The sequence below is a fragment of the Candidatus Dependentiae bacterium genome (genome assembly GCA_003511165.1).
Classification (GTDB): Bacteria; Babelota; Babeliae; order Babelales; family UBA12411; genus UBA12411.
The window spans coordinates 1-24,870 of the sequence record DOJW01000009.1 but is presented as its reverse complement, the minus strand read 5'-3'; the positions used below and the strand labels follow the sequence as shown (position 1 = coordinate 24,870).

The window sequence follows — 24,870 nt, the reverse complement described above, 5'->3', positions numbered from 1 at the left end:
GACTACATTTTTTTCAAGTTATCTAACCTCTACAATCTTTAGGCCAATCCTAGGTAGCCTCACTAGTAAAACTAGTGTTTTATTTTTTTTCAATTAAAAATTTATAAACCGTTCGCCCTGAGCGAAGCCATTTTATGGCGAAGTCGAACGGGTACGAACTCATTTTTAATATTTTACAAAACTCTATTAAAACAACGTAAATTCGACTTAAAATTAAAAATTAAATTATTTTATTTATAAAACAAACAAAATTAATTAACTATTTAAAACAATAATCTAATAATTATATCGAATTTTAAAAAGGAGCTTGTTTATGATTTTTAAAAGAATTGGAATGTATCTAAAATTTTTACGTAGCTTATTTCATCTAAATATTGGAGTCCTTTTTGGAATGTGGAAACTCACAAAGCTTCCGCAACCGATCATAACAATTTTTGGCGGTTCAAGACTTCCTATCGACAGCCACTACGCAAAAATTATTTATAAAATTTCTCAAAAATTAGCGGCTGAAGGATATTCGATCTTAACAGGTGGTGGTCCTGGAATCATGGCAGCAGCAAATCTTGGTGCAACTGAATATGCAAACGGAAATGGTAATCATCATAAAAAAACAATTTCGATGGGAATAGGCGTAGTAAGACTCGAATCGTACAACAAATATGCACAAGACTTTATTAGCCAGCCATACTTCTTCACAAGAAAATGGCTCTTAGTTCGCAACTCTGTTGGTTTTATTGTTGGCCCCGGAGGTTTTGGAACAATGGACGAACTTTCTGAAGTTTTAACACTTCTTCAAACTCACCATATGCAAAAAACGCCTGTAGTTATAATAGGAAAAGAATATTGGGAACCAATGATAGATTGGGTAAAAAATAAAGCATTAAAAAACGATCTTATAACCTTAAAAGATGTAGATTTAATATCAATCACAGACGACCCGGATGAAGCTGTACAGATTATTAAAAACTTCTGCTTAACATCAGAGGCCACGCCAGGCTATTGCGCCTTGCCAAATAAAAATGTGATGAAATAAAAAAGGCTCCTTTTTACGAGAGCCTTTTTGAATCTAAAATAGAATCTTTTATTTTGTAAGATCTGTTGGAAGTTCAACAGCTTCAACAGGAAGTTGTTCTTCTGTTTTAACTTGTTCTTCTTCAACTGCTGGAGTTTCTGTAACAGCTTCAACTTTTTGTTCTTGAGTTTCGCAACCACAATCACACGCAGGAACGTTAGCAACAACTTCTTGTTGTGCTACACAATTTTCACATGCGCAAGTTTCTTCTGCCATAACAACGCCGCTCAAAGAAACAACTGATGCTAAAACTAAAAACATATTTTTAAACATTTTATTCATAAAAATCTCCATAATTTCAAAATCTAAATTAATTAATATTAAAGTTAAATTAGGCCTTCAAAATACAGTTATATTCTGACCCTATGAATTTAATACTAATGTGAAAACATGAAGTGTCAATGTGTCAAAATAAGGCAAAAATACGAGTTTTATTTTAATATCAGTTGCAAATTTTTAGAAAAAATAAGAATTATTATCAAAAAACTATAATTTATGGAAAAAACGTCTTATTAAAATATTTTGAAAAAACCATTAAAAACGACATTTTTTGACACCCTGAAAGTTTAAATAAATTTAAAAACATCAAAAATGAATAAACAACAAAATTAACATTTCATCAATTATTGCAAATTTTTCATTTTTAACTATTATGACTTTACATTTTATACATGCCCTGTTAGTATTAAATTACAATTAGAATTAACGATCTTGTAGTAATTTAAATTAAAGTAAAATATAAAAATAAAAGAAGGATTTAATTATGAAAAAGTTATCTATAGTATCGTACGCTCTTTTGGGAGCATGCTTGTTGGCAAACAATGCAAAAGCAGTAAATCCAGAAGAAATATTAGCCGCAGAAAAAGAACTCGGTACAAGACATGCTCCGATGGATGTTTTAACACATCAAAAAGAGTTTTTATCTAAAGTATTAGCACCTAAAGAAGTTCAACAACGATTAAATTCATTTACCAACGATCCTGAAGTTAAAGCATTCTTTGTCGAAAGACCTAAAAAAATAGCATCTCCATTTCCACATACCGATAAATCAGACCCTGCATACATAAATTATAATGCCTTAGCGCAACATATTGTTCAAAAATACGAAATTCCTGTTTCTGGAGCTAGACTCCAAAATGGTCAAACCATTCACTTTTTGGGATTTTCACCAAACACTTATGTTTTTACAATAAAAAATCTTCCTGGTTATGTTTTAAAAATGCCTAAAATTTACTTCTCTGATAACCAAGAAATTATCCCCAATAAACACCAAGCTTTTAGCCGCGTTTTCAATAATGAAAAGCTTATCAAATTAGTTCATGACAATAGCCTACAAGACTTTGTTTATACATTTAAAATATGGCTTGCTCCAATAGGACAATTTACAACTTTAAATGACGACAATTATCTCGTAGTAGAATTTAAAATGCCTAATTTGCCATCTGCAGAAGAAAATAGAACTTTATTTAAAGATATGCTTTCCAGTCAAATTCCGGCCAATTTCAATACAAATCGAAGTTTTGATGAAATAGTAGAAGATTTAGCAGCAAATTATATAAAGCCAGAGTTCATCGAACATTTTGCAGCATTAACACAAGTCATTAGAGAAATTGGTGTTTGGAACCTAAACCTCGGCAACACTAGCATAATAAATGATTCTGGTAAGCTAAAATTCGTTTTCTTTGATCTTGAAAGAGCCGCCGGCGGATATGGAAGTGGCGAAAACTTTTACCGCCCAGAATCTGACCAACGTAAAAAAGATCAAACAGCAAGTAATGCAAAAGCCGGTTTAAACGAACTGATAAAAATACTTAAAAGTTAAACTCTAAATATTTACCAAAAAAGAGAAGCCTTAGAAATTATCCTAAGGCTTCTCTTTTTTGTCTTTTTCCAACATTCCATTGCAAATCCCAACCTAAAACTACTACATTTATTCTACTACGCCAGAAAACCTCAAGGCTTTTAGCCTAGGTGATAAATGGCGAGTAGAACCCTTCGTAGCTCCATGGGAGCGAAGTAGGGTTGGCTTCGAAGAATTACGCGTGATACAAAGGCTTTAAAGTCATTGACGCTTCATTTTTAGTAAGCGGATTCAAAAAGAGGTGGGGGAATAAATGAAAAACTTAAAATATCTTTTATTATCTTTTTTATTAATTAATTTATTATCACAAAATATATCTTCAAAACCAATAGATTTGGCATTAGTTGATACATCACAAGCAGAACCTTATTTGTATGAACCTTTTATCAAAATCTCTAAAGTCTGCAATTTCAAACCCCATTATTTTTCAATCGCAGATTTTTTAGATAAAAAGATAAATCTTAACAATTTCCAAGCCATCTTCTTTTTAATAAATGAAGAATTTATATTTTCGCTTCAATCACCTAATGAAGTGACCATAAAATTTTTAAATTTAATAAAACAAACAGCTTCAAAACCAAATAGATTAATTGGAATTTTTATTCCGCCAAACAGTAGCCATATAAAAAGAATCGAACCGATCATAAATGCATTAAATCTCGTGGTCGCACAAAATGGATCTTCATACTTCTTAAATTTCGAAAATCAATTTTATAAGCACAACATAAATTCAGAATATTTTGGCAATTCGATCTTAGACTTAAATAACTTTGATAATCTATTACAAACACTTCTTGCTTCCCCGCTAGAAGTTCGTTCTATAAATTATAAAACAACTCTTAGTGAACCAAGAGTGCGAAAAAATCAAGCATTCACCATGCAAATATCCTCACATAATTTATTTACCACCACACTGCCTATCAAAAGAATTTTTGATCCAAATTCGCTCTCCCCTTACGGAATTTATTGGTACAATCCGCAAAATAAAAATCACATCTTCATCGGCAGCGAAAGCCTTTTGTCGTTTGCAGGTATAAGCGAAAGTTTTTTAATATTCCCGCTCGAAGATGAATATAAAAAAATATTGATTCAAGATCTCGCACAAACATTGGTCGAACTAAACAAAGTAGCAAAACAAAACGTTAAAAATTTTAATGGTATTGATATCGCCAAAATACCAAACGCGCCGCAAAATTTAAAAATCGCAAAAGATGATTTTGTAAAACGACCAGTCAAAGTAGCATGGATGGAAGTTGAGATTTTCAAAGATGCACAAAAATCAAAAGAACAAGATATTTTGATCGATTATATTTACAAAGCAGGTTTAGATTACCTATGGATAAGCATCGCACCAAACTACTACTACAGCCCAATAGGATCTAAAGCAAAAAACAAAAATGATTTGATTAACATGATAAAAAACTTCACCCTCAAACTAAAAGCGCAAAAAGGCAGTAATAAAATTCCAAAAATTTTGGCAGGATTTGAAATTGCAAACAATTTGTACAATGAAAATAAACCTAAAGAGTTCGCTATCGATATTTTCGGCCGCAATTATGAAGATGTTCCTGCGCCTCTTAATGATCAATTTTGGGATAATGAGATAATTTCTTCCTTCAAAAAATTTGCAAAAGATTGGCGAAAATATTCAAACAAAGTTGCTCTTAGCGGATTAGTAATCGATCTTGAAATGTATGGAAGAAAAACTGTCGGAATGTTTTTATCAACTATGGGTTTTGAACCATCAACATTTAAAAAATTTAATACCACAACTACAGAAGCTCCATTACCTTATCTAGTGCAAAATAGAGAAGTAAAAAACTATTTCACATTTTTAAACAATCAAGCAATTATGTTAGGGCAAAAAATCAAAAAAAGCGCTAACAAAGCTGTTCCTCACTGTATCATCGGATGCTATTCTCCAAATATTTCAATAAATTGGTTTTACAAAGGATTCTTCTGTGGGCTTTCTTCCCCAAAACAAAATTTAATGCTTTTAACTTTTAATTCTAGATTTGACCTGCACAAAACATGGATGCTACAAAATAATATTTACGCATTTCATCTGCGAGCATTAATGCTTTCCAAAATAAAATCTCCAGCCGACTTTAAGCTCACAAATGGAAATATTTGGATAAACCGATTTTCTAGATTTATCGACAAACAAGATCCAAAAGAATGGTATGGTAATGAACAGTCTCCACTACCACAAAAAGATATTCCTAATTTTTTGGAATATTTAAGAGAGAATTAATCACTTCTTTTTGTTTTTCTTTTCAGATTTAAATTGAATATCAAAAAGATGTTTTAACTCTTCCACAGTTGTTGCATCGGTTGCAGATTTGTCTGGGCGATACCCCATGATCCTAGGGAAGCGCAAAGCAAAACCCTCATGTGTTTTTATTGCTTCTACAGAACCTGCGGTATGAATAGGTGAAATAGTTATCTCATCCGCTCTGATTGCGCAAACAATCTCAGGTGAAACCCAAATATCTGGATAAAGCTCTTTTTTACAATCAACATTTTTGGGTTTATTTGCTACTTCAAATTCGTCACATTTCTTTTTCAAATCTTTCCACTCCTGATCCGAAAGTCCAGTTCCAATCTTTGCCACAGTTTGAAAAATATCTTTTTTGGGATTGAAAACACCAACCAAAAACGCACCCAAACCAAAATGTGCGCGCTTACCATGACCCGCATTATATCCCAAAATTACGCAATCGATCGTATCTTCCAAATGCCCAGCTTCTTCACGTTTAAGCTTTACCCAATTGAAATTGCGCTTTCCCGGTTGATAAATAGCATCAAGTTTTTTCACAACGATGCCTTCAAGTCCATCCGAAATATTTTCGTGAAAAAATTGTTCCATCTCTTGCGCCGAATCCATCTTTTTTTCCTCAGTAAGCTCAATAATCGCATGCGCATCTTTTGATACTTTGGAAATCAAATTTTTAAGCTCTGCTCTACGATACTTATACTCTTTGTTCAAAATAGATTCACCCTCGAAATAAAGCAGATCAAACAAAAATAACTTAAGTGGAAAATCTTGCGAAAATTTTTCAACCTCGTATTTTCTTCTTCGCTTAACCGTTTCCTGAAATGGCAAAAACGTACCCGTTTCTACGTCAAATGAAATGGCTTCACCCTCTGCTACAAAACTATCTATTTGCATATTTTTGACAGCTTCCGTAAGCTCGGGAAACATATGTGACATATCCTGCAAATTGCGAGAAAAAAATCGTACTTCGACTTTGCCTTTGTGTTTAAACTTGTGCACTTGCAATCTAAAGCCATCAAATTTTGGCTGCGCTACACACGGACCCAATTTTGCAAAAATAGCTTTTGCATTTGCAAGTCGCTCTGCAGCAGCGGGTCGGATCGGAACTCCAGGAATAATTTTCATCTTTTCAATTCCCTTTATTCCGTCTTCCTTTAATGTTTTGATAATCAAACCGATATCTGCAGAAACATTGTACGCATCTTCAAGTTTTACACGCAGCGATTTATCGCCACTCTCCATCCACGAAAAAGCATCGAGCAGGGTCATATCAGAAAAACCCAAACGCAATTTACCGACAATAATTCGCAATATATATTTGGCAGATATTGGATCTAAAATTTTTAAAAGATGCAAAATTTCATTCTCTTTTTTATCCTGAGAACCTGTTCCAGAAATATCTAAAACCGAATTTAATTTTTCATAAACTTCTAAAACAGAAAGGTCTTTTTTGTGACTATCTTCAAAAAGATTTTCTTGATGCTGCCCTGAAAAACCAAATTCCACAAAAACAAGCCCTAAATCCCCTATCTTTTTTAAATAAGTTTTTACCGTTGCTACAGATTTGTTTAACGCAGCAGCGATAACATTTATCAAACTTTTTTCTGCAACATGAAACTGTGTACCCTGGTAAGATGGGCGTAACTCACCAAGCGCAAGATACGAAATAATAGCAGCTTCCTGTGGTGAAGATTTTTTCAAAAGCTCTGCGATCATTTTGGTTATAGAAGTTCTAGAACTCTCTTTTTCAATCTGCTCAAAACTTTCTGTAACAAATTTAAACTTCATGATTTGACTCCAAAATTTTTCAATAAATTTTTAATATTTGAAACATGTCGAAAAGAAACAAAAATAAACACAAAAAGTAAAAATATAAAATCATAAGATAATGGTGAAACGATAAATAAGGAAAAAATCAAAATGAACAAAAAAGAAAACAGTGAAGATATATCAACCCTTTTGCTCAATGCAAAAATAAAAATCCAAACCCAAACAGCTGGTAATAAAAGATATAGAGGATATAAAAAAAGCAGTAAACCAAAAGATGTAGCAACACCCTTACCACCTCTAAACCGCAAAAATGGTGAATAAGCATTTCCCAGCAAAATAAAGACCGCAATTAAAAACAGAAAATTAAAATCACAAACAAAATAACGACATAACAACAAAAAAAGAAATGCTTTACCTGCGTCTAAAAAAAATATTAAAAAGAAAAATTTTTTGCCAAAAATTCGCGCCACATTTGTAGCTCCAATATTTCCAGAACCTTTTTGCGTTATATCAACTCCAAATAAATAATTGGTAAACAAATATCCAGTTGGGATTGATCCAACAAAATATCCCAAAATCACAAAACTTATTATCAATATCATATTAACCTTGCTTATGAAGATTCCTTAAAGTTTATATTAGACCTCTTTTGAAACTATTTTTNNAAAAATAGTTTCAAAAGAGGTCTATTTTTATAGCATGTTAAAATTTTAACAAATTATTTATGAATATAAAAAAATAGCGAATTAATATGCTAAAATTTCTTTTGATTGTTTATTCAAATTAAGAATTTTTTGCGCTTCTTCATCGTTTATAAAATCACCATGATCGTGAATATATTTCATTTGAAACGGTACAATATCTTTGTCCAGCTTTGGATGCGAAGTCAAAAATGCTTGATACCAAAAACCTTCCATATCTATATGCTGGTCTAAAAAAGTATTTATTATATCTTGAATATTTGGTTTGCGATCATCAAAAATAATAATTTTTTTGGGCATCCATTGTGCATATTCTAAAAACTTTTTCAAAACAATCCCTTTGTTGTTAAAAGAAGCAAACAAAATACCTTTATAAAATTTGGGATGCGCCTCACGATATGGATTTAAATCCATAAATGATTTTTCTTTTAAGTTTGTAAAACTATAATTAAAATCCATACCAAATTGCTCTTTTAAATGGTTGTAACGCCATTCCTGCTGACTTTTTATAACCCCATACTCTCCACATGGTATACCAGTTAAAGCAATTACCTTTACACCTCTTTGCTGTAAATTTTTTATCACAACCGGCAGATCTTGTTCAATTAGTTCAAATTTGGATTTCAACTCCATCTTACTACCAATCGAATCTTTAAATTGTGGAGATTTTACTTTGTACGATTCTTTTGCAAGTTCCATAATAAGATTATGTGCAAATTTTTGATCGCTCTTTGAAAATGCTTCCGGACGCCAGATAATATCCAATAGCTTACTGGTTGGTTTAATCAAAGTATGGTCTACGTCAAATACGACAAGGGTATCTTGATTTGCTAATTCTAAAGCTTTCTCTGCCTTTTTTATTGTTTCAATCTCTTTTATTTGTTTATGAGAAGTTGAACAAGAAAATATTAAAAATAAAAACGAAAATAGTAATAATTTTTTCATACACTTTCCTTTAAAAAAAGTATTAATTAACGTGAGTTAGACATAGAAACTTCTGTTAAAAATAAATTTATTTTTAAAAAATTTTGGCTCACGTTTATTCTGCATCAACACAAGGATAAGACTAATAATTGAGTTAGAATATAAAAAGAAGAAGGCCTGCGTAAAAACAGGCCTTCTTCTTTAGTTAATTAATAAAATTATGAGATTATTTAGGAACATTCGAAGCACCTTTAGACTGAGCATAATCCTTTTGTTCTTTGCTCATGTTTGTTGCTTCACGAAAATTAGTCTTACTGTTCATATGAGATCCAAGTAAATTAGTATTCTTCATATTGGCATTCTCAAAATTTGCTTCACTCAAATCCGCATTACTTAAGTTGGCATTAGTCAAATCGGCGCCACTAAAATCGGCTCCAAAGCAATAGGCAAAGTACGAATTTCCTTCACTCAAATTGGCCTTGCTAAAATTGGCATATTTCAAATGAGCGCCTATCAATTGGATCCCTCGCATGTTAGCTTTACTAAAATTGGTATTATCATCCAAATAGGCTCCTATGAGATCGGCTTCGCTCAAATCGGACCCGCTCAAATTTTTTTCTGCATGTGAAGGCTGCAGAGCTAGACTCTTTTTGTTTTTTTCACTTAGTGATTCAGCTTTTTTTACCCAATCAGTTCGGCTCAAAGCAGACGCAGAAAGACTATTGCTTAGTAACAACCCGCTCATTAATAAAAGAATATATTTTTTCATATCATTTTCTCCCAAGTAAATTAAACAGATACTTTACCTTGTTCAACTAAAACAAAAACCATTTCTTTAAGTCAAGCAACTTATCAAAATTTAATTTTTAAAGCTAAAATAAAACCTCAATTCTAATTCAAAAGTCATTAGGCGGCCTTTTATGAAACATGTTAAAACTCATAATTAAACAATTGATTTTAAAATTTTAAAAATTAATTTAGCTATATTTTTAGATTTTTATATTTGAAGCAAATAAAAAAGGCTTAGAAAATTTTTCTAAGCCTTTTATCTTGGTGGCGACACAGGGACTCGAACCCCGGACCTACGGATTATGATTCCGCCGCTCTAACCAACTGAGCTATGTCGCCAAATTTTATTTAACTAATTATACACTAATCTTTTTAAAATTAAAGACATCAAGTATTAATTCAAATACTGATCTCATAAAAAATATTCCAGCAAGCAATGTTGCTACAATACCGACCATCAAAACAACCGCAAAACCTCTGATACTTGGTCCGCCGTAGTAAAATAGTACTAAACCGGTCAAAAATGATGTAATGTTTGAATCCAATATAACTGCTAGAGTTCCGCTGAATCCATCGCTTACAGCCTTTCTAAACGAAGTACCCTCTCTCATTTCTTCTTTAATTTTTTCAAATATCAACACCGAAACGTCTATTGCCATTCCTATCGTCAACGCTAAACCTGCAATACCAGGAAGAGTTAATGTCGCTTTGAAATATGACAAAAATAACAATACAAGAAATAGGTTAACCACAAGAGTAAGTGATGCAAGTAAACCAGCAACTTTATAATAAAAAACACTGAATAAGAAAACTAAAAATAAACCAAGTAACGTTGACCACAAACCTTTATTAATCGAATCTTGTCCAAGAGAAGGTCCAATTCGACGTTCTTCTTGATATGTTACAGGAGCTTGGAAAGAACCGGTTCTAAGCACAATTGCCAAATCATTTGCTGTTTCATATGTATATCGACCAGTTATTCTACCATCAGATCCAATTGCCGTTTGAATACCTGGTGCTGTTTGAACAACTCCGTCAATAATAATTGCAAGTCTTTTACCAACATTATTTCCGGTAACTTCCTTGAATATTTTTCCGCCAGATCTATCAAATTTAAATGCTACTTCAGGTTCACCATATTCACCAGGCTTGACTCTTGCGTCAATAATATGATCACCTGTTAAATCAGGAAACGCTGATACAAGATACCATCTTGAAGCAACTTCGCCTTCTTCACCTGTTTCTTTTGAAACTTCAGCAACTAAAGTTTTATCAACAGGAAGCTCACCATCAAATTTGTCTAAAATTTCTTCTTTTGAAGAAGCTTCTTGTTGAACTATTTTGAATTCTAGATGCGCTCTACGAGTAATAAGATCTTTAACTCTTTGAGGATCATCAACTCCAGGAATTTGTACAACTACTTGATTTGCGCCATGACGCATAACAACAATTCCTTCAACTCCCAAACTGTTTAATCGATTATCAATTATATGAACAGCTTGATCTACAGAATCATTTCTAATTTTTGCATCTTCAGCTGGATTTAATGATGAATAAACTAAATTGCCGCTTTGTGAAGTTTTTAGAGATAAAGCTTCTTTTTTAAGATAGTTGTAAAAAGCTGCGGCTGCAGATTCATCTGGAAAAGTAAAAACCAAATTTGAATCTTTGATTTCTTGTTTTACGGGAAGAGTGCCTAGATTTTTATTTTTAAAGGAATTTTCAATATATTTGCCTTCAGAAAGCAATCGATTTTCTACGGCTTTGTTGATATCAACTCCCAAAGTGATGTAAGTTCCACCTTGCAAATCAATTCCAAGTTTTAATCTGGACATTTCAAGCTTGTTTGGCGCATCAGATTTAAATAATTTTGGAAACAAATACCAAGAACCAACACCAAACAATGCAAGCCACATTAAATTTTTAGCTATAATCATTTTTTTCGCATTACCACTCATATATATCTCCCGAGCATCTATCACTCTTTGCAAAGAATGTATTTTTAATTACAGAATTTAAACATTAACAGTTACTTGCTGATGGTGCCGAGGAAGGGACTCGAACCCTTACAGATTTCTCCGCCGCCCCCTTAAAGCGGTGTGTCTACCAATTTCACCACCTCGGCATCATATATCTATTAATTATTTTCAAAGAAAAGTAACATGCGAAAATTTAACATATCTACTTATCATTTGCAACTTCTATTTTAGGCTAAATTTTGATTCAAAATCCAAGCCAGCCGAACCAATGGCGCCAGAAAGATTTTTCCTCTTTTTTAACAATTTTTTTTGCATTTATTTCCGCTTTATCAGTTGAAGTCGAATCCATCGATGAACTTACAGTTGGCGTATCCATCAAATTTAATTTTTTCTCAATAAAGCTTGAAAACTCTTCACTTTTAGGAATGATACCATCTTGCTCTAATGTAGCAACTCTTTCTTTGATCTTTTCCATACGTTTTCGAGAATTCTCAACAACAGAATCAAAATCTGAAATAAAGTCACCCTCAATATATTCTTTTATACTTCTTACCTTTTTTGTGATTACTTTTATTTCATAAAAATTTGCACGCGCCTTCATATCATCGATCATATCCCACATTTCATTTTGCAAAGACTTTGCTCGCTTTACTTCATTAACAATGATCGAAAACTCTTCATCCAACTTTTCAAATCGCTTAACAATAGCATCATCAAAATCTTTTATGATTTTCAGATTATTTCTAAATTGATCTAATTCGCTTGGTTCTTGTTTTTTCTCTTCTTCTTTTTTTGCAGCTTCTTGATTTGTTGCAATCGGAGCTGCTTCCGTTGGACTCATAGTCAAAGTCGTATCCGTTACACTTTGAGCAAGATCTTGTTTTTTAATTTCTTTTTTTGACTCTTTAGAAGTAGTAACAAACAAGTTTTTTATTTTGCTCCAAACATTCCAAAGTTTATTAGAAACTTTTTGCATCCATGTTTCATTTTTAACCGATGCTTTAGCAAGTTCCAAAGCACGCTTTGCCGCCTCTTTTGCTTCAACAGCTTTTAGACCAAATTCAAGCTCCAATCGGCTTTCAACATTTCCTGCAAAACGATAAAATTTGTCAAATTCATCTTGAACAGATTCAAAAGATTTCCAAATCGGAGCTCTTTTTTCTTCAATTTGCGTAAGAAGAATATCAATTTTTTTATTTTGTTTTATTGTACGTTCTAGCCATTCTCTCTTTTTTACCCAATTTCCCCGAAATCCAATTTGCTCATCAGAAAGTTGCATGGTATCTGGGCCCTCATCATCTTCTTCAGCCTTATCATCTTCCTCTTTTATTGCAACTTGAGGCTCGCTTTGCGATGAAACATTTTCAACCTTTGGCCCATTTTCTTTTGGAGTTTCTTTTTTTTCTTCAGCTGGCACATTAACTGTCGAATCCGGCACTTTCGTATCTTCGACTTTTGCCATAACTGATTCTTCTAATTTTTTCTCTAGAGAGCTTTTTGGTATCTCAACATCAGACTGAGCAAAGATCGATTTTACAAAAGAATTTTTGGGATAATATCCAAATTGATCAATACAAACATCTTTCGGAGTTTTACTTACTAATCGAAAATCTCTTCGAGTCAAAGAAAATAATTGAATATCAAAAAGAAACAAAAATGAAAATAAAACAAACAAATATCTAGAAAATTTAATTGCCTTCATACAAACCCTTTGTTTTTGAAGCGTTTCAAATAGATTGCAAAAAGTATAAATATAAGAGACGACAGAATCAATTTTATAAAAAAATTTCCAAATTTATAAAATTGATTCATTTTATAAATTTGGAAATTAAGAATTTATTTGGTTAAAGATTAAAGATCTTCTGCAAGCTCTTTTAATTCCATAAAGATTGATTTCATAAGCTCTTCGGCTTCAAGTGATGTATAAGTCCAAAGCACACCTGCATCAACTCTACCCAAAATTGATTTATCACATTTAATATCGATAATATCAATTCGAATAACATTCATTAATGGATGCACTTTTGAAGGAGCTCTAACCACTCCGGCTCGCCCTAAAATGCTGTATGCTACATTATTTTCAGCCAAAAAGCAAATCATAACCTTTTTTTGCCAAACTAAGTTGTGATAGCCTTCATGTTCCTTGTGGATGGTCATCAGCAAGCTTTCTCGCCCCTTTGGATAAATACACTGAATTGGAGTTGTATGAGGAAGACCTCTTTCTGAAAATGTTGAAAGAACCGCAACTGTTTTTTCTTTTTTTAAAACTTCCAATAAATCATCGGGCAATTTAACCCCAACATGCTTTGCCATAAAACCTCTAAAAATTAATCAAAACAAAAATTTATAACGAAAAATTACATAAGAGTTAAAATTATCTCTTCTTCTAACATCATTCCCTTGAAGGTTAATGAAATCTTTTGCCCCTGCTGGTGAATCAAACCTAACTCTTTTAAAAAATTAATTTTCTTTAACATTACAGCTTGATCATCCATACTTAAAAAGTATACCATATCACGCAACTCCACCCCCGAAGTTTTCCGCAATCCTAGCATCATTTTTTCATTTTTTTTCTTTTTTTCATCTAATTCTTCGGTAAAAGAATAGAATTGGAATGGTATCTCATTTTTATATCTAAAATCAAGTGGAATTTTATAAAGCTGTAAATATTTCTGTAAATTCTTCAAATTTGTCGATCTAGATTCTCCATCGAAAGAAGCTGCCCCCAAACCTAACCCCACATAACTCTCTCTGTCCCAATAAACTAAATTATGCTTGGACTCAAATCCCTTTTTGGCAAAATTTGAAATTTCATACTGTAAAAAACCATTTGCTTTCAAAAAATCTATTGTTTTTTCAAAAGTATCTATTAACTCTTCATCACTTTTTGGCTCTAACTCTTTATTTTTTATTTTGTAAAAAAGCTGCGTATTTTCATAAATTGTCAAAAGATATATTGAAATGTGCTTTATAGGCCAAGTCACAACCTCTTGTAAATTCGCCATCCACTCTTTTTGAGAAATTTGTGAAAATCCCAAAATAAGATCCACGGTGATATTGTCAAAATGTTTGGAAACAATATCGATAGAATGCAAAACATCACTTCTAGTTTGAAATCTATTATATTCGGCTAAAACCTGATCATTTAAAATTTGCACACCCAAACTTACTCTATTTATCCCTAAATCTTTCCATAGCTTTACTCGATCTTCTGTCAAACCATGTGGATTTGCTTCGATCGTAAACTCTTCCAAATTCGAAATATCAAACTTTTGGTCAATCAATTTCACCATATCTGCAAACAAATCTTTTGGATAAATGCTTGGAGTACCACCACCGATGTAGATTGTCTTAATTTTTTGATGATCCTGTGAATCTGTAAATAAAGAACTGAAAGAAGTTATTTCATTACACAAAGCATTATGATACTGCTGCGCAAAACTATCATGCTTTTCAAAGGATAAAAAGTCACAATAAGTGCATTTGTGAATGCAAAAAGGATAATGAATGTAAATCGACTTTGGTAATTTTTTACTATTCCACATATATCTTTTATATCTTTAAAAATTTAAAAGGCGAGTAAGTATTACTCGCCTTGTCTTTGAATTTAAGCAGATTTTTCAAATTACCACAAATTGTCCATCATTTCTTGCAAAATCTTAGGGAATTTGATGGTTCCATCTTCTTGCTGATAAGTTTCCATAAGCGCAACCATCAATCTTGGAAGCGCAAGCGATGAAGTGTTCAAAGTATGCGCAAGTTGCGGTTTTGCGGTTGCTGATTCTCTAAATCTGATACCTGCCCGTCTTGCTTGAAAATCTGTACAATTACTTGCCGAAGAAACTTCATAATATTTTTGCTGTCCTGGGAGCCAAACTTCAATGTCATATGTTTTTGCAGAAGCAAAAGAACAATCTTGCGCTGCAAGAAGTGATACTTGATAATGTAGCCCAAGTTGCTGCAAAATATTTTCTGCACATTCAACCATATAATCAAGCTCTGCTGCAGAATTTTGCGGATGTACAATTGAATAAAGCTCAACTTTTTCAAACTGATGAATTCGAATTAAACCGCGCTCAAGCGACCCATAACCACCAGCTTCTCTTCTAAAGCATCCGGTCCAAGCTGTGTAGCGCAAAGGAAGTTGTTCTACATTTAGAATAGAATCTGCATGAATATTTGTTAAACTAACTTCTGCTGTTGGAATCAAATAAAGATCATCTGCGGGAACACTATAAACATCTTCTGCAAATTTTGGTAAATTGCTTGAATTTGTTAGAGATTTTGTAGTTGCAAGATAAGGAGGAATAACCGGCTCAAAACCATGTTTTGCATTATTTTTTAACATCAATTGAGTAAGGGCATAAATAAGTTTTACAGCTTCTTTTTTATAAAGTACAAAATTACCGCCTGCGATTTTGGTCGCAGCGTCAAAATCAAACCAATCTAAAGTTTTATTTAATTCGACATGATTTTTGGGTTCAAAATCAAAGCTTGGTTTTTTCGAAAAAGTTTTTACAGCTTTATTATTTTCTTTGCCACCTTCTTGCACTTCTTCCATCAAAATATTAGGGCACGTTAATGCAAGCTTTTTGAACTCCTCTTCAAGTTCTTCAAGCAATTTTTCTTTGATTTTTAATTCTTTACCAACTTCAATCGATCGATTGCGTAACTCTTCGGATAAACCACCACTAGCAGATTTGGATATTTCATTTCTATCTTTTCGTAAATTTTCTACAGCAGATCGCATTTCCCGAACTTGCTCATCAAGAATAATAAGACGCGAAATATCAAATTTTGGATCTTTTTTCAAAATTAAACTACGAATTGTTTCACAGTTTTCACGTAGCAGCGATAAATCAATCATTGCGGCTCCTAAAGAATACACAAACAAACATTTTCTAAATTAAGATTTCAAATTATATCACGGTCAAAAAATAGCCGCAAACTTCAAACAAAAAGACGATCACTAATCTCTTCGGAATATAAAAAAAAGCCTTCAAAATTAAATGGCGCCAAAACTCCATTTTTTTCTTTATTTAAACATTCTTCTAAATTAACAATTGAACATTTAGCTATAGGATAATTTTCAATCGAAAAAAAATGTTCGCTACTAACATAAAATATCGCATCTAACTCGAGCGCCGCAAGTCTATCTAAAATTGAAAAAATGGCAGGATTACTAGATTTAGAAATAGTTTCATGTTCTATTTCACTATCTAACTTTAATAATTTTTTAAGTTCTTCTATAAGATGTAAAATTTCTTTATAGCGATCAAATGCAAAAAACTCCAAATCTTTAAACCTAGAACCTTTTAAATTTTTCATAAGCAAACCTAAAATATCTTTTCTAACCGATTTATCTATAGTCAAAAACTCTTCAGCTCTAATTATTTTTTCTTTTTGCTTTACAATAAAATCTTGCATATATTTCTTTTTATATTCTTCAAACTGCCGCTCTATTTGAATTCTTACTTTACGATAAAGAGTAAAACCCTCTCCTTGCAAAGTCGAAACACCTCCAGCGAAAATAGTAATTCTGGCAATATTTTTCAGAAATTCTGAATAATTAAATAAAATTTGTTTCAATTTTTCACAAAATTCTGCAACCAAAACATCATGAGGAGAAGATTCAACTCTATTTTTTAACTTTTCCACTTCACCTATTATATTTTGTACAACACTCATACCATCATCAAATAAACACCATGGTCTTAAATCTGACCCTATACGAGAAATACCTCTAAAAGAATCTACCAATAAATTAAACTCTTTATTTAATCTATCTTTATTTACGGATGCCACACCACTATTTATAGCAGCTTGAAATTCTAATTTTGCAAGCTCCGGACCAAATGAAGATAATAAAACTAATGAATCAATCCTAAAAATTTGTAAATCTACAATTATGAACTGTTTAACAATAAATTTTTTAAAACTATCTATGGCTTTTGTTAAAACACCATCTTGAAAATAAGGAATAATATTTTTACCAAAATCTAAGGCTATATTCCTTAATCGAGTTGCAGTTAATTGTAAAATTTCTATATCATTAAAATTACAAGCATTCACAAGAGCTCTTACATTAAATAAACAAAACTTCAAAACATGCCATAAATCAATATTAAATTTTCTATCTCTATCAACACTCCAAATATAAGAAGCTTCTTGCAACTCCAAATCTGACAAAATTATAGGATTATCAACACTATGCTTTGTTTTATTTTTTAAATTTTCAAATCTAAAATAAAATTCATTAGAACCATTACTAAAAAATAAAAGCTTTTCTTTTCCAGTAAATAAATAAGGAGCGCCATTTAAATTTATAGAAAAAACGTCTCTATAATCAGAAGGTCCAAATAAAATTTTTTCTGAAAAATTTAAAGCTCCATTTTTTACAATCCCTCCCCTTTTTTTATGCTCTACCTCCGCGATTCTTCTACAATATTCTTCTAAAAAATCAAAAATTCGAAATGTATACATATGCTTCAACATAAAAACATTATTTTCTGCTAAAACCCCATTAGCCTTTGAAAGCGATAAATAAAATAAAAAACAAAACAAACTATTTATATCTTTTAAATAACTAGCATTATCTTTTTTTAAATATTCTTCCGATAACAAGCGATATTCTTCATCAGAACAAAATAATAATTTAAAAGCTAATTTCCCCCCAAAAAAAGTGTCTCTCAAAATTTGTTCATAACGCAAGGTATCAAATTGTTCTCTTGATACCGCAACTACATGACTTCTCAAAACTGGTTCATTTAAAATAAAATTTGTTAATATCATCTGATCAAAAAGAATATTAATTCTACAAATCAATTCATTTTGTTTTTTAATAATAATAGATAATTGTGAAATATTAGCATTACTTCCAAGTCGCTCATTTAAAACCCTAAATTCTTCTATATCCTTTTTTAAAAAATTAACCTCATCTCGCATCAAATTAAATTTTTCAGATGCTGGAAATAATTGAATCTGACTCAGATATAAATAACTCGCTTTTAAACTTGAATATTTTTTTTCAATCCTCAAACTTTGCTCTTCTATAAACTGCAAATAACTTTTCATATTTTTTAAAACAAAATCTTTGTTTTCTGATTGCAATTGACTTATTAACTCCAAATCTGAAAAAGGATTTTGTACCAAAGAGTTTTTCACCCCATTAACTTTTAGATCTATTACGCCAGGATTACCCAATAAAAAACAATTAGGCACCACACAAAATAAAAAAAAATAAACTAAACAACGCTTCATAAAAAACTTCCTTCATTTAATTTAAATAACCCCATGTTTCTCTATTCCAAATTTTAAAATAACTTAAAAGAAGCTTTAATTTCCAATTATTTTCAAAAAAGAAAGAAGGCCCGCTTTTTATAAGCGAGCCTTCTTTTAAAGATTTAACAATTTAGAGATTAAAAATCAACTCTAAATGCTGCATCTAATTCATATATTCGAGCAATATTTCTACCAGCGAAAGTATATTTACCGCCGATTTCAAGTCTGTTATGTTTGTCAAATTGGTGTTGGAAGTTCAAGCAAATTTTATGTGAAACTTGATATGTATTTTCGATCAAATTAGAAGCATTCCAACTATTTGTATCAAGACCAGATCCTACGTGATCTTTTCCGCGAAGATATAAATCATAGAAAATATCAAGGAATCCTTTCTTACAACAGAATCTTTCAAATACGTTTCCGATTCTAAAGTTCAATGCTGCACCTGGTTGCAATTTTATTCTCAAAGTTTGATCTGAAAATCTTCGGGTTGCGGAATCTGGAGAATCAAAAGTTATAGATGTTGCGCCTGTTCCATCATCTTTTGTTTTAGCTCTATCAGCCATTACAAGCATATTCATATCTGATTGATCAATAGTGGAAAGTGTTGTATTTGGAGCCTCGCTTCCATCAAAAGATCTTACCTTTGCTACTCTTCTATCTACTTTTGCCGTCATACCATAAGTTGCTTGTGCGAATACATGAGGATTGAAATATGTGCAATTTGCATACAACATTGCAATATATGGAGATAGTTCTGTAAAGCCGCCATTTCCAAGTTCTGCATCCCATAATTTATGGATATCTCTGTCTCTTGCTGTTGGGAATAAAAGTTTTATTCCTGTTTTAAAATATTCAAGATGTTTTGATTTAATATCATAATTGAAGAATATGGAAATATCACCAATTCCATTTACTGAATTTCTCTTATTATAATAAATCTCTTTTTCTGCAAATATGTCATCTAAAAATGCTTGAAAATTATGATTATATTCTGCGGGGAAATCATTTGTTGCAGCTGTGCTATCTAATTTTGTTTTTGTTGCAGTATCCATACTATATTGAAGTTCAGCCTTTTGATGTCTTGACACAAATGGAATTTGAAAACCTATAGATATTTCTTTTGTTAAGTGACGAGCTATATCCAAAGAGCCTCTCCACTCAGACATTTCTCCCTTGAATGTAATTTCTTGATTTGCAAGATAATGAAGATAACTATCAGTTGCAACACCAGAAATAGGAAGAGCTTCTTCGTTATAAACAAGCTTACTTACAAGCAAGATATCTTGAACTCTGATTGGAGCTTGGCCAAAAGCTAATTTGCTTATATCTTGTGAGTGATCTGAAGAACTATAAGCTTTGGTTGCATATTGGAATTTACCATCAAAAGCTACAAAATCGCTCTTCTTGAAAGGCATTGCTTCAAAATTCCATGATGGTTGTTTGTACAAGAAACTATATTTACCAGGAAGTTTGTCCTTTTCTCTTTTATCTTTTGCTCTTTGATCTTCAGCTTTTTGTGCAGCTTTGACTTCTGCTCTTCTTGCATCTTTATCTAATTTTTGTTGTGCTTTTTTGGCTTCACGCTTTTCTTTTTCTTTTTGTTCTTTTATTTTATGTTCTTGATCTTTAAGAGCTTTTTCTTCTGCCTTTTTAGCCTTTTCTGCCTCATGTTTAGCTTTTTCTGCTTCTTTTTTTGCATGCTCTTCAGCTTTTTTCAATTGCTCTTTTCTTGCTTCTTCAGCCTTTTTAGCTGCATGTTCTTGTTCATGCTTAGATTTCTTTAATTCTTTTTCCGCTTTTCTTGCAGCTTCTTCAGCCTTCTTTTGTGCTTTTTTATCTATTTTTGATTGACTTTCAGGCTCAGCTCCACCGGCATACATAGTCGGAGAAACAAGGGCCAAAGCTGCGGCTAAAAACAGTATTTTTATTTTCATGCTATCCTCTCACTTTAAAAACTTGTTATTTAAACTTTAATAATCGGATCTTCTTCCACTAAGATCATATTTAAATGATCTATTTGTTACAGTATTTTTTCCTGAAACATCATTTGCGCTTTCTCCAGAAATAATATCCCCTACTCTCATTGGAGCAGCTCCGCTATAACCAGTTATAGCAATAGAGCTTGGAGAAATATGGCGGAAAAAACTATTCTTAATTCTTAGTCTTTGAGTTCCAGATTGATCTTCAAATTGAGCACTTTGATTTAATACTGAAGATTGATTTACAATTCTTCTAACAATTTCTTCAGCACTCAAAGTTCCCTCAAAAATTCTACCAACACCCAGCAATTTACCTCTGAAAGCTGATTGTCCCGCAAACTGGAGAGTTCCATCACCATAAACATCTCCACCTTGTGTAGAGAAATTTATACTGGTGGTAATTTGACTATCAGAACTTAAATTCTCACCCAAAATAAAGTTTCCATTGGTTCGAATGTTCATTAAACCATCTGTGTCAAATTTTAGATTTTGAAGATTTCCACCAGTTGAAACAGCACCATTTAAAGCATTAATTTCGACAGCTCCATTATCAAAAGCCATCAAAACACCACCTTGCTCAAAATCAAGATTCAAAGTTGCTTTATACATTGAAATGGTTCCATATCTGCCAATAGACTTTAAAGAACCTTCTCTATCTATCAAAATATTAAAATCATCAGTTGTTGAACCATTTCCACCAATAAACAAATGTCTATTATTCTCAGCTAAAATCTCAGCTCCGTCATCGACTGCTATTATTCCTTTGTTCTTGAAATAAACTTTCGATATTGTTGGATTTGGGGTTGAAAGCGAAGGGCCTAGCTTCATTGAAGCATTACCACTCAATTCAAATTTAGGTCTTGCATTACCGCCTGTTGAACTGAAAATAATTTGGAATCCGTCTTGGAAAACAACAGTTCCATTTCCTTTGAACATCAAATGGGCGTTATCAGGAAGAGTTTGAGAACTATTATTAAAATAAATGATTGGGTTTTCACCTTGATCATCAAATTCGAAAATTAACTCTGCACTGTCTGTAAAGCTTAATGTTCCATAAATTACAAATGTGTTTTCTACTTTAATAGTGTTCGTTGTTCCAATTATCCATAAAGTATCCGCGGCTGGAAGCTCTACGTAATCATCATACAATGTAAGATTTACACCACCAGATAATGTCAATGTTATCAAAGTTGCAAGATTTGAATCGTCTAAATTCTGTATTTTTGATGTTGCATCGGTGAAATATATACCACCAAAATCAGGTGTAAAACTTATTGTAATACCTTGATCAAAATATAAAGTTGAATATGCATCGATTGTACTTGTTACCGGCGAAGAAAATCTGAAAACTTTTCCAATTCCCTGCAAATAAGCTTTTTCTTTAAATTCTAAAGAACCAGTTGTAAGTGAATAATCACCACTCAAATTTACAACAGCATCACGCAATTGCAAATCGCTTCCAAGACCTTCCATAACAAGACGTGAGTTTGTATTTGTTGTTCCCTGAAGATTGTTTACCACAATATTTTGCAAAATTAAACTTTCCGCTTCAGAAACATAAAGCGAAGACGTCACGCTCAAGTTTAGATAATTACCTTCTCCGTCAATTATCACATCTGCTTTTAGTGGCTTGCAAAAATATGCTCCTACAAGCATTAAAAGCAGCAGTATCTTTCTTTTCATACTACCATCCTTTCTTTTTTCATTTATTTACACTCCTAATTAATCATGTACTTTTAAAATTTTTTAAATCCTATAAAAATCAGGATGCAAAGTGCAATCAAATAAATTAAAAACTTTGCATCCTATTTTTTCAAATCAAATTATACCGGTGCTACCCATGTAGTTGGAGTTGTTCCAAGACGAATATTATTCAAAGTCAAATCTTGTTGCAGATAAATATTTGAATTATACAACATTACTTTGGGATCAGAAGTTAAAGAATTAATATTATAAATAGCTAAATTACCACCAGTAATAGCGGCCTCATCTCCCAATGCCAGCTTATATGCGTTCGGAGATACAGCTAACGTACCATCTCCAAGACCTGTAGCTTGATGAACAGGAGTCGTATTTAAAACAGCTTCTGCATTTTGTGTTTTATAAACATTAAATCCTCCTGCATCAATTACTTCAAAATACAAGCTCCAATCTTTAGAAAAATCATTTTTCCATGAACGATAAGCAGGCGTTGTATCAAGAGAAGATTTTTCGGTAAAGGCTTCTCCTGACATTTTGTATATTTTTGTATAATCCGTAGCAAGCGCTGGAGCTGCAAATAAATTGGAAGCCAAGTATATGCCATCAGGTGACCAATGCACGCCGCCAGAGGAATTATAGGCAGGCAATAAAGATCCAAAATTAAGACTTGCTATCAATGTTAAATTAGTACCATCAAGTCTATAAACTTTTAGCATCTCATATGGATTTGTAGTCCCATCATAATTTGAATTAGCTAAACCAGCAGCTAAATACTTGCCATTTGGAGACCACGAAACGTGAAAAACATTATCTTCGGCTCCACTTGTTCCACTAACCACTGTTGAAAACAACGTTAAATTAGATCCATCAAATTTATATACATTTAAGTTATTTTGTACACCAACTGCTAAAAACCTTCCATCCAATGACCATGCAGGATATCCTGTACCGTTATTTGCAATTGATATAGCGGGGCCATAAATTCCACCATCTGTATGATTTACCGGATAAACCCTTATTGCAGCACCAGAGCGTATAAATGATATCCAAGATCCAGTTGGAGACCATTCTAAATAACAAGTATTAGCAACTTCTTCCAATTGGGTTGAAGTTAAACCGGTATCAAGGCCATGTATCCAAAATTTATAATCTGAAGTAGGAGCTCCTGAATAGACTCCACTTGCTACAAATCTTCCATTTGGAGAAATAGACTCAGAAATATGAGCTACCGTACTTCCCAACCCTGCAAATTGTTGCGTTACCCCTGAAATCGTTCCAGTAATAACAGGCGAATAACCATTCAACGTAGAAAAATCAAAATAAGATAAACCACCCTGCCAGGTTATATTTGGAACAAATAAAAATTTACCATTTGTTGCAGAATCTATGTCCAAGGTTCCTCTTCCACCCGAAAAATCAAAGCTATTTTCACCTAAATTTTTGAAAATAATTCCTGCATTTTTCACATTCAATTTTGCACCAGGAAGAATTTGCAACTTACAATCTGCTAGTTGATAAGCTCCGTTACCAAGTTGCAATGAATACATTGTTGATGAAGATGTATTATCAACCGTACTATTTCCATCAATTATGAACCGACCATTAACAAATATAGGATGGTTCGATGAAGTTAAAAGATAATCAACTTTCAAAGTACCGTTATCAAGCAATAATGTTGATGCGGAATTTGAAAATACGAATAAATTAACATTGCCCATTGTTGGTTTAGCAACAAATGTTACGCCATTTACTTTCAAAGTTGCATCATCATCAATCAAAATATTATGACCTTGAAATGTAAAATTACGAAGTCCTGAAGTTTCAGCTGATGCTTTAATTTCACAATCGCCTTTGATAATAAGCGAACCACTTGTAAATGTATAATCTCCATCAAGAGTTATTGTCGCGTTTTCCCATATAACTTGCGATGTTGGATGCGAAACAACAAGCCTCGTCGAAGATAAACTGTCAACAATCACATTTCTGAATGTTGCTACTTGACCTTCTGGTACAGTAACTGAACCATTTGCAATCATATCATATTCTTGAAAGTTATTATCAATAACCAAATCAGCCTTCAGCAAACTGAACATCAAAAATAAGACGATACTTAAAATAGATAAACGTCTTGTCATTATTTTTCTCCTAAATTAATAATTTTATCGATTAGAAATAACATTAAAGGTTCCCTGGATGTGGTAATAATCACCTGGAGCTAAATATGAGTTATTAAGAATTTTTACATTATCAACGACTATTGTTGAGCTTGAATCGCCCCATGTTAACCATCCAGAATGCAAATTCTTCAAAATAATATTTCGAAGCGTGATTGTTTTTCCAGCAGCAACGTTAATATGACCTAAAAGATTTAGATCTAAGTAATATTTATTTCCGCCATCAATCACTAAGTTATTATTTAGTGTCAATATTTTGCTGAATGTTTGATTTTTATTAAAGAATATTTCGCGATTATTTGCATCTGCATCTGTTGATATTGTTCCATTTGTTGTCGAATCTAAAACTCCATTTGCT

18 protein-coding genes and 2 tRNA genes are annotated in these 24,870 nt (G+C 32.2%); 3 read left to right on the top strand and 17 right to left on the bottom strand.

The annotated features are described in order from the left end of the window. The first annotated feature begins 313 nt into the window (after positions 1 to 313). The gene (locus tag DEA20_04785; protein ID HBS48482.1) at positions 314 to 1,033 is read left to right on the top strand and encodes a TIGR00730 family Rossman fold protein; all 720 of its coding nucleotides are present in this window, start codon (positions 314 to 316) and stop codon (positions 1,031 to 1,033) included. 48 nt (positions 1,034 to 1,081) lie between these two features. Here DEA20_04785 and DEA20_04780 read toward each other — a convergent pair whose 3' ends face one another. Continuing rightward, positions 1,082 to 1,354 (bottom strand): hypothetical protein, encoded by a 273-nt coding sequence (locus DEA20_04780; GenBank protein HBS48481.1) that lies wholly within the window; start codon positions 1,352 to 1,354, stop codon positions 1,082 to 1,084. A gap of 481 nt (positions 1,355 to 1,835) precedes the next feature. Between DEA20_04780 and DEA20_04775 the strand changes: the two genes are divergently transcribed. Further along, complete coding sequence (locus DEA20_04775; GenBank protein ID HBS48480.1) at positions 1,836 to 2,894, top strand: hypothetical protein; 1,059 nt, start codon at positions 1,836 to 1,838, stop codon at positions 2,892 to 2,894. Between the two features lie 292 nt (positions 2,895 to 3,186). After that, positions 3,187 to 5,187 (top strand): hypothetical protein, encoded by a 2,001-nt coding sequence (locus tag DEA20_04770; GenBank protein ID HBS48479.1) that lies wholly within the window; start codon positions 3,187 to 3,189, stop codon positions 5,185 to 5,187. On the opposite strand, the gene DEA20_04765 is transcribed toward DEA20_04770, so the two are convergent. The 16 genes from DEA20_04765 to DEA20_04690 all read right to left on the bottom strand — a co-directional run. Then, on the bottom strand, positions 5,188 to 6,999 hold the full coding sequence (locus DEA20_04765) for a DNA ligase (protein HBS48478.1): 1,812 nt from the start codon (positions 6,997 to 6,999) through the stop codon (positions 5,188 to 5,190). After that, positions 6,996 to 7,583 carry an acyl-phosphate glycerol 3-phosphate acyltransferase gene (gene plsY / locus DEA20_04760; GenBank protein HBS48477.1) on the bottom strand — a complete coding sequence of 196 codons (588 nt, stop codon included), beginning with the start codon at positions 7,581 to 7,583 and terminating at the stop codon, positions 6,996 to 6,998. Before plsY ends, DEA20_04765 begins: the two co-directional genes overlap by 4 nt. 144 nt (positions 7,584 to 7,727) lie before the next feature. After that, entirely contained in the window at positions 7,728 to 8,627 is a 900-nt protein-coding gene (locus tag DEA20_04755) for a hypothetical protein (protein HBS48476.1), read from the bottom strand. Between the two features lie 205 nt (positions 8,628 to 8,832). After that, the gene (locus DEA20_04750) at positions 8,833 to 9,375 is read right to left on the bottom strand and encodes a hypothetical protein (protein HBS48475.1); all 543 of its coding nucleotides are present in this window, start codon (positions 9,373 to 9,375) and stop codon (positions 8,833 to 8,835) included. A gap of 282 nt (positions 9,376 to 9,657) precedes the next feature. Further along, positions 9,658 to 9,734, bottom strand: a tRNA-Met gene (locus tag DEA20_04745). 17 nt (positions 9,735 to 9,751) lie between these two features. Further along, positions 9,752 to 11,353, bottom strand: a complete 1,602-nt coding sequence (gene secD / locus DEA20_04740; GenBank protein ID HBS48474.1) for a protein translocase subunit SecD — start codon at positions 11,351 to 11,353, stop codon at positions 9,752 to 9,754. Positions 11,354 to 11,435: 82 nt separating this feature from the next. After that, positions 11,436 to 11,520, bottom strand: a tRNA-Leu gene (locus tag DEA20_04735). A 98-nt stretch (positions 11,521 to 11,618) separates the two neighbouring features. Continuing rightward, complete coding sequence (locus tag DEA20_04730; GenBank protein HBS48473.1) at positions 11,619 to 13,076, bottom strand: hypothetical protein; 1,458 nt, start codon at positions 13,074 to 13,076, stop codon at positions 11,619 to 11,621. A 149-nt stretch (positions 13,077 to 13,225) separates the two neighbouring features. Next, complete coding sequence (locus tag DEA20_04725; protein HBS48472.1) at positions 13,226 to 13,687, bottom strand: hypothetical protein; 462 nt, start codon at positions 13,685 to 13,687, stop codon at positions 13,226 to 13,228. Positions 13,688 to 13,731: 44 nt separating this feature from the next. Beyond that, a complete protein-coding gene (locus DEA20_04720; GenBank protein HBS48471.1) occupies positions 13,732 to 14,919 on the bottom strand; it encodes a hypothetical protein in 1,188 nt (395 codons plus the stop codon). Positions 14,920 to 14,999: 80 nt separating this feature from the next. After that, complete coding sequence (locus DEA20_04715) at positions 15,000 to 16,241, bottom strand: serine--tRNA ligase (protein ID HBS48470.1); 1,242 nt, start codon at positions 16,239 to 16,241, stop codon at positions 15,000 to 15,002. Between the two features lie 83 nt (positions 16,242 to 16,324). Next, entirely contained in the window at positions 16,325 to 18,634 is a 2,310-nt protein-coding gene (locus DEA20_04710; GenBank protein HBS48469.1) for a hypothetical protein, read from the bottom strand. A gap of 158 nt (positions 18,635 to 18,792) precedes the next feature. Continuing rightward, positions 18,793 to 20,592 carry a hypothetical protein gene (locus tag DEA20_04705; protein HBS48468.1) on the bottom strand — a complete coding sequence of 600 codons (1,800 nt, stop codon included), beginning with the start codon at positions 20,590 to 20,592 and terminating at the stop codon, positions 18,793 to 18,795. A 36-nt stretch (positions 20,593 to 20,628) separates the two neighbouring features. Beyond that, on the bottom strand, positions 20,629 to 22,320 hold the full coding sequence (locus DEA20_04700; GenBank protein HBS48467.1) for a hypothetical protein: 1,692 nt from the start codon (positions 22,318 to 22,320) through the stop codon (positions 20,629 to 20,631). 140 nt (positions 22,321 to 22,460) lie between these two features. Further along, the gene (locus tag DEA20_04695; GenBank protein ID HBS48466.1) at positions 22,461 to 24,473 is read right to left on the bottom strand and encodes a hypothetical protein; all 2,013 of its coding nucleotides are present in this window, start codon (positions 24,471 to 24,473) and stop codon (positions 22,461 to 22,463) included. Positions 24,474 to 24,497: 24 nt separating this feature from the next. Then, the coding region (locus DEA20_04690; protein ID HBS48465.1) for a hypothetical protein at positions 24,498 to 24,870 on the bottom strand (373 nt) is incomplete at its 5' end.

Coding starts and splice junctions, on each gene's coding strand:
- DEA20_04785 (HBS48482.1), top strand. CDS start 314: ATGATTTTTAAAAGAATTGGAATGTATCTAAAATTTTTACGTAGCTTA.
- DEA20_04780 (HBS48481.1), bottom strand. CDS start 1,354: ATGAATAAAATGTTTAAAAATATGTTTTTAGTTTTAGCATCAGTTGTT.
- DEA20_04775 (HBS48480.1), top strand. CDS start 1,836: ATGAAAAAGTTATCTATAGTATCGTACGCTCTTTTGGGAGCATGCTTG.
- DEA20_04770 (HBS48479.1), top strand. CDS start 3,187: ATGAAAAACTTAAAATATCTTTTATTATCTTTTTTATTAATTAATTTA.
- DEA20_04765 (HBS48478.1), bottom strand. CDS start 6,999: ATGAAGTTTAAATTTGTTACAGAAAGTTTTGAGCAGATTGAAAAAGAG.
- plsY (HBS48477.1), bottom strand. CDS start 7,583: ATGATATTGATAATAAGTTTTGTGATTTTGGGATATTTTGTTGGATCA.
- DEA20_04755 (HBS48476.1), bottom strand. CDS start 8,627: ATGAAAAAATTATTACTATTTTCGTTTTTATTTTTAATATTTTCTTGT.
- DEA20_04750 (HBS48475.1), bottom strand. CDS start 9,375: ATGAAAAAATATATTCTTTTATTAATGAGCGGGTTGTTACTAAGCAAT.
- secD (HBS48474.1), bottom strand. CDS start 11,353: ATGAGTGGTAATGCGAAAAAAATGATTATAGCTAAAAATTTAATGTGG.
- DEA20_04730 (HBS48473.1), bottom strand. CDS start 13,076: ATGAAGGCAATTAAATTTTCTAGATATTTGTTTGTTTTATTTTCATTT.
- DEA20_04725 (HBS48472.1), bottom strand. CDS start 13,687: ATGGCAAAGCATGTTGGGGTTAAATTGCCCGATGATTTATTGGAAGTT.
- DEA20_04720 (HBS48471.1), bottom strand. CDS start 14,919: ATGTGGAATAGTAAAAAATTACCAAAGTCGATTTACATTCATTATCCT.
- DEA20_04715 (HBS48470.1), bottom strand. CDS start 16,241: ATGATTGATTTATCGCTGCTACGTGAAAACTGTGAAACAATTCGTAGT.
- DEA20_04710 (HBS48469.1), bottom strand. CDS start 18,634: ATGAAGCGTTGTTTAGTTTATTTTTTTTTATTTTGTGTGGTGCCTAAT.
- DEA20_04705 (HBS48468.1), bottom strand. CDS start 20,592: ATGAAAATAAAAATACTGTTTTTAGCCGCAGCTTTGGCCCTTGTTTCT.
- DEA20_04700 (HBS48467.1), bottom strand. CDS start 22,320: ATGAAAAGAAAGATACTGCTGCTTTTAATGCTTGTAGGAGCATATTTT.
- DEA20_04695 (HBS48466.1), bottom strand. CDS start 24,473: ATGACAAGACGTTTATCTATTTTAAGTATCGTCTTATTTTTGATGTTC.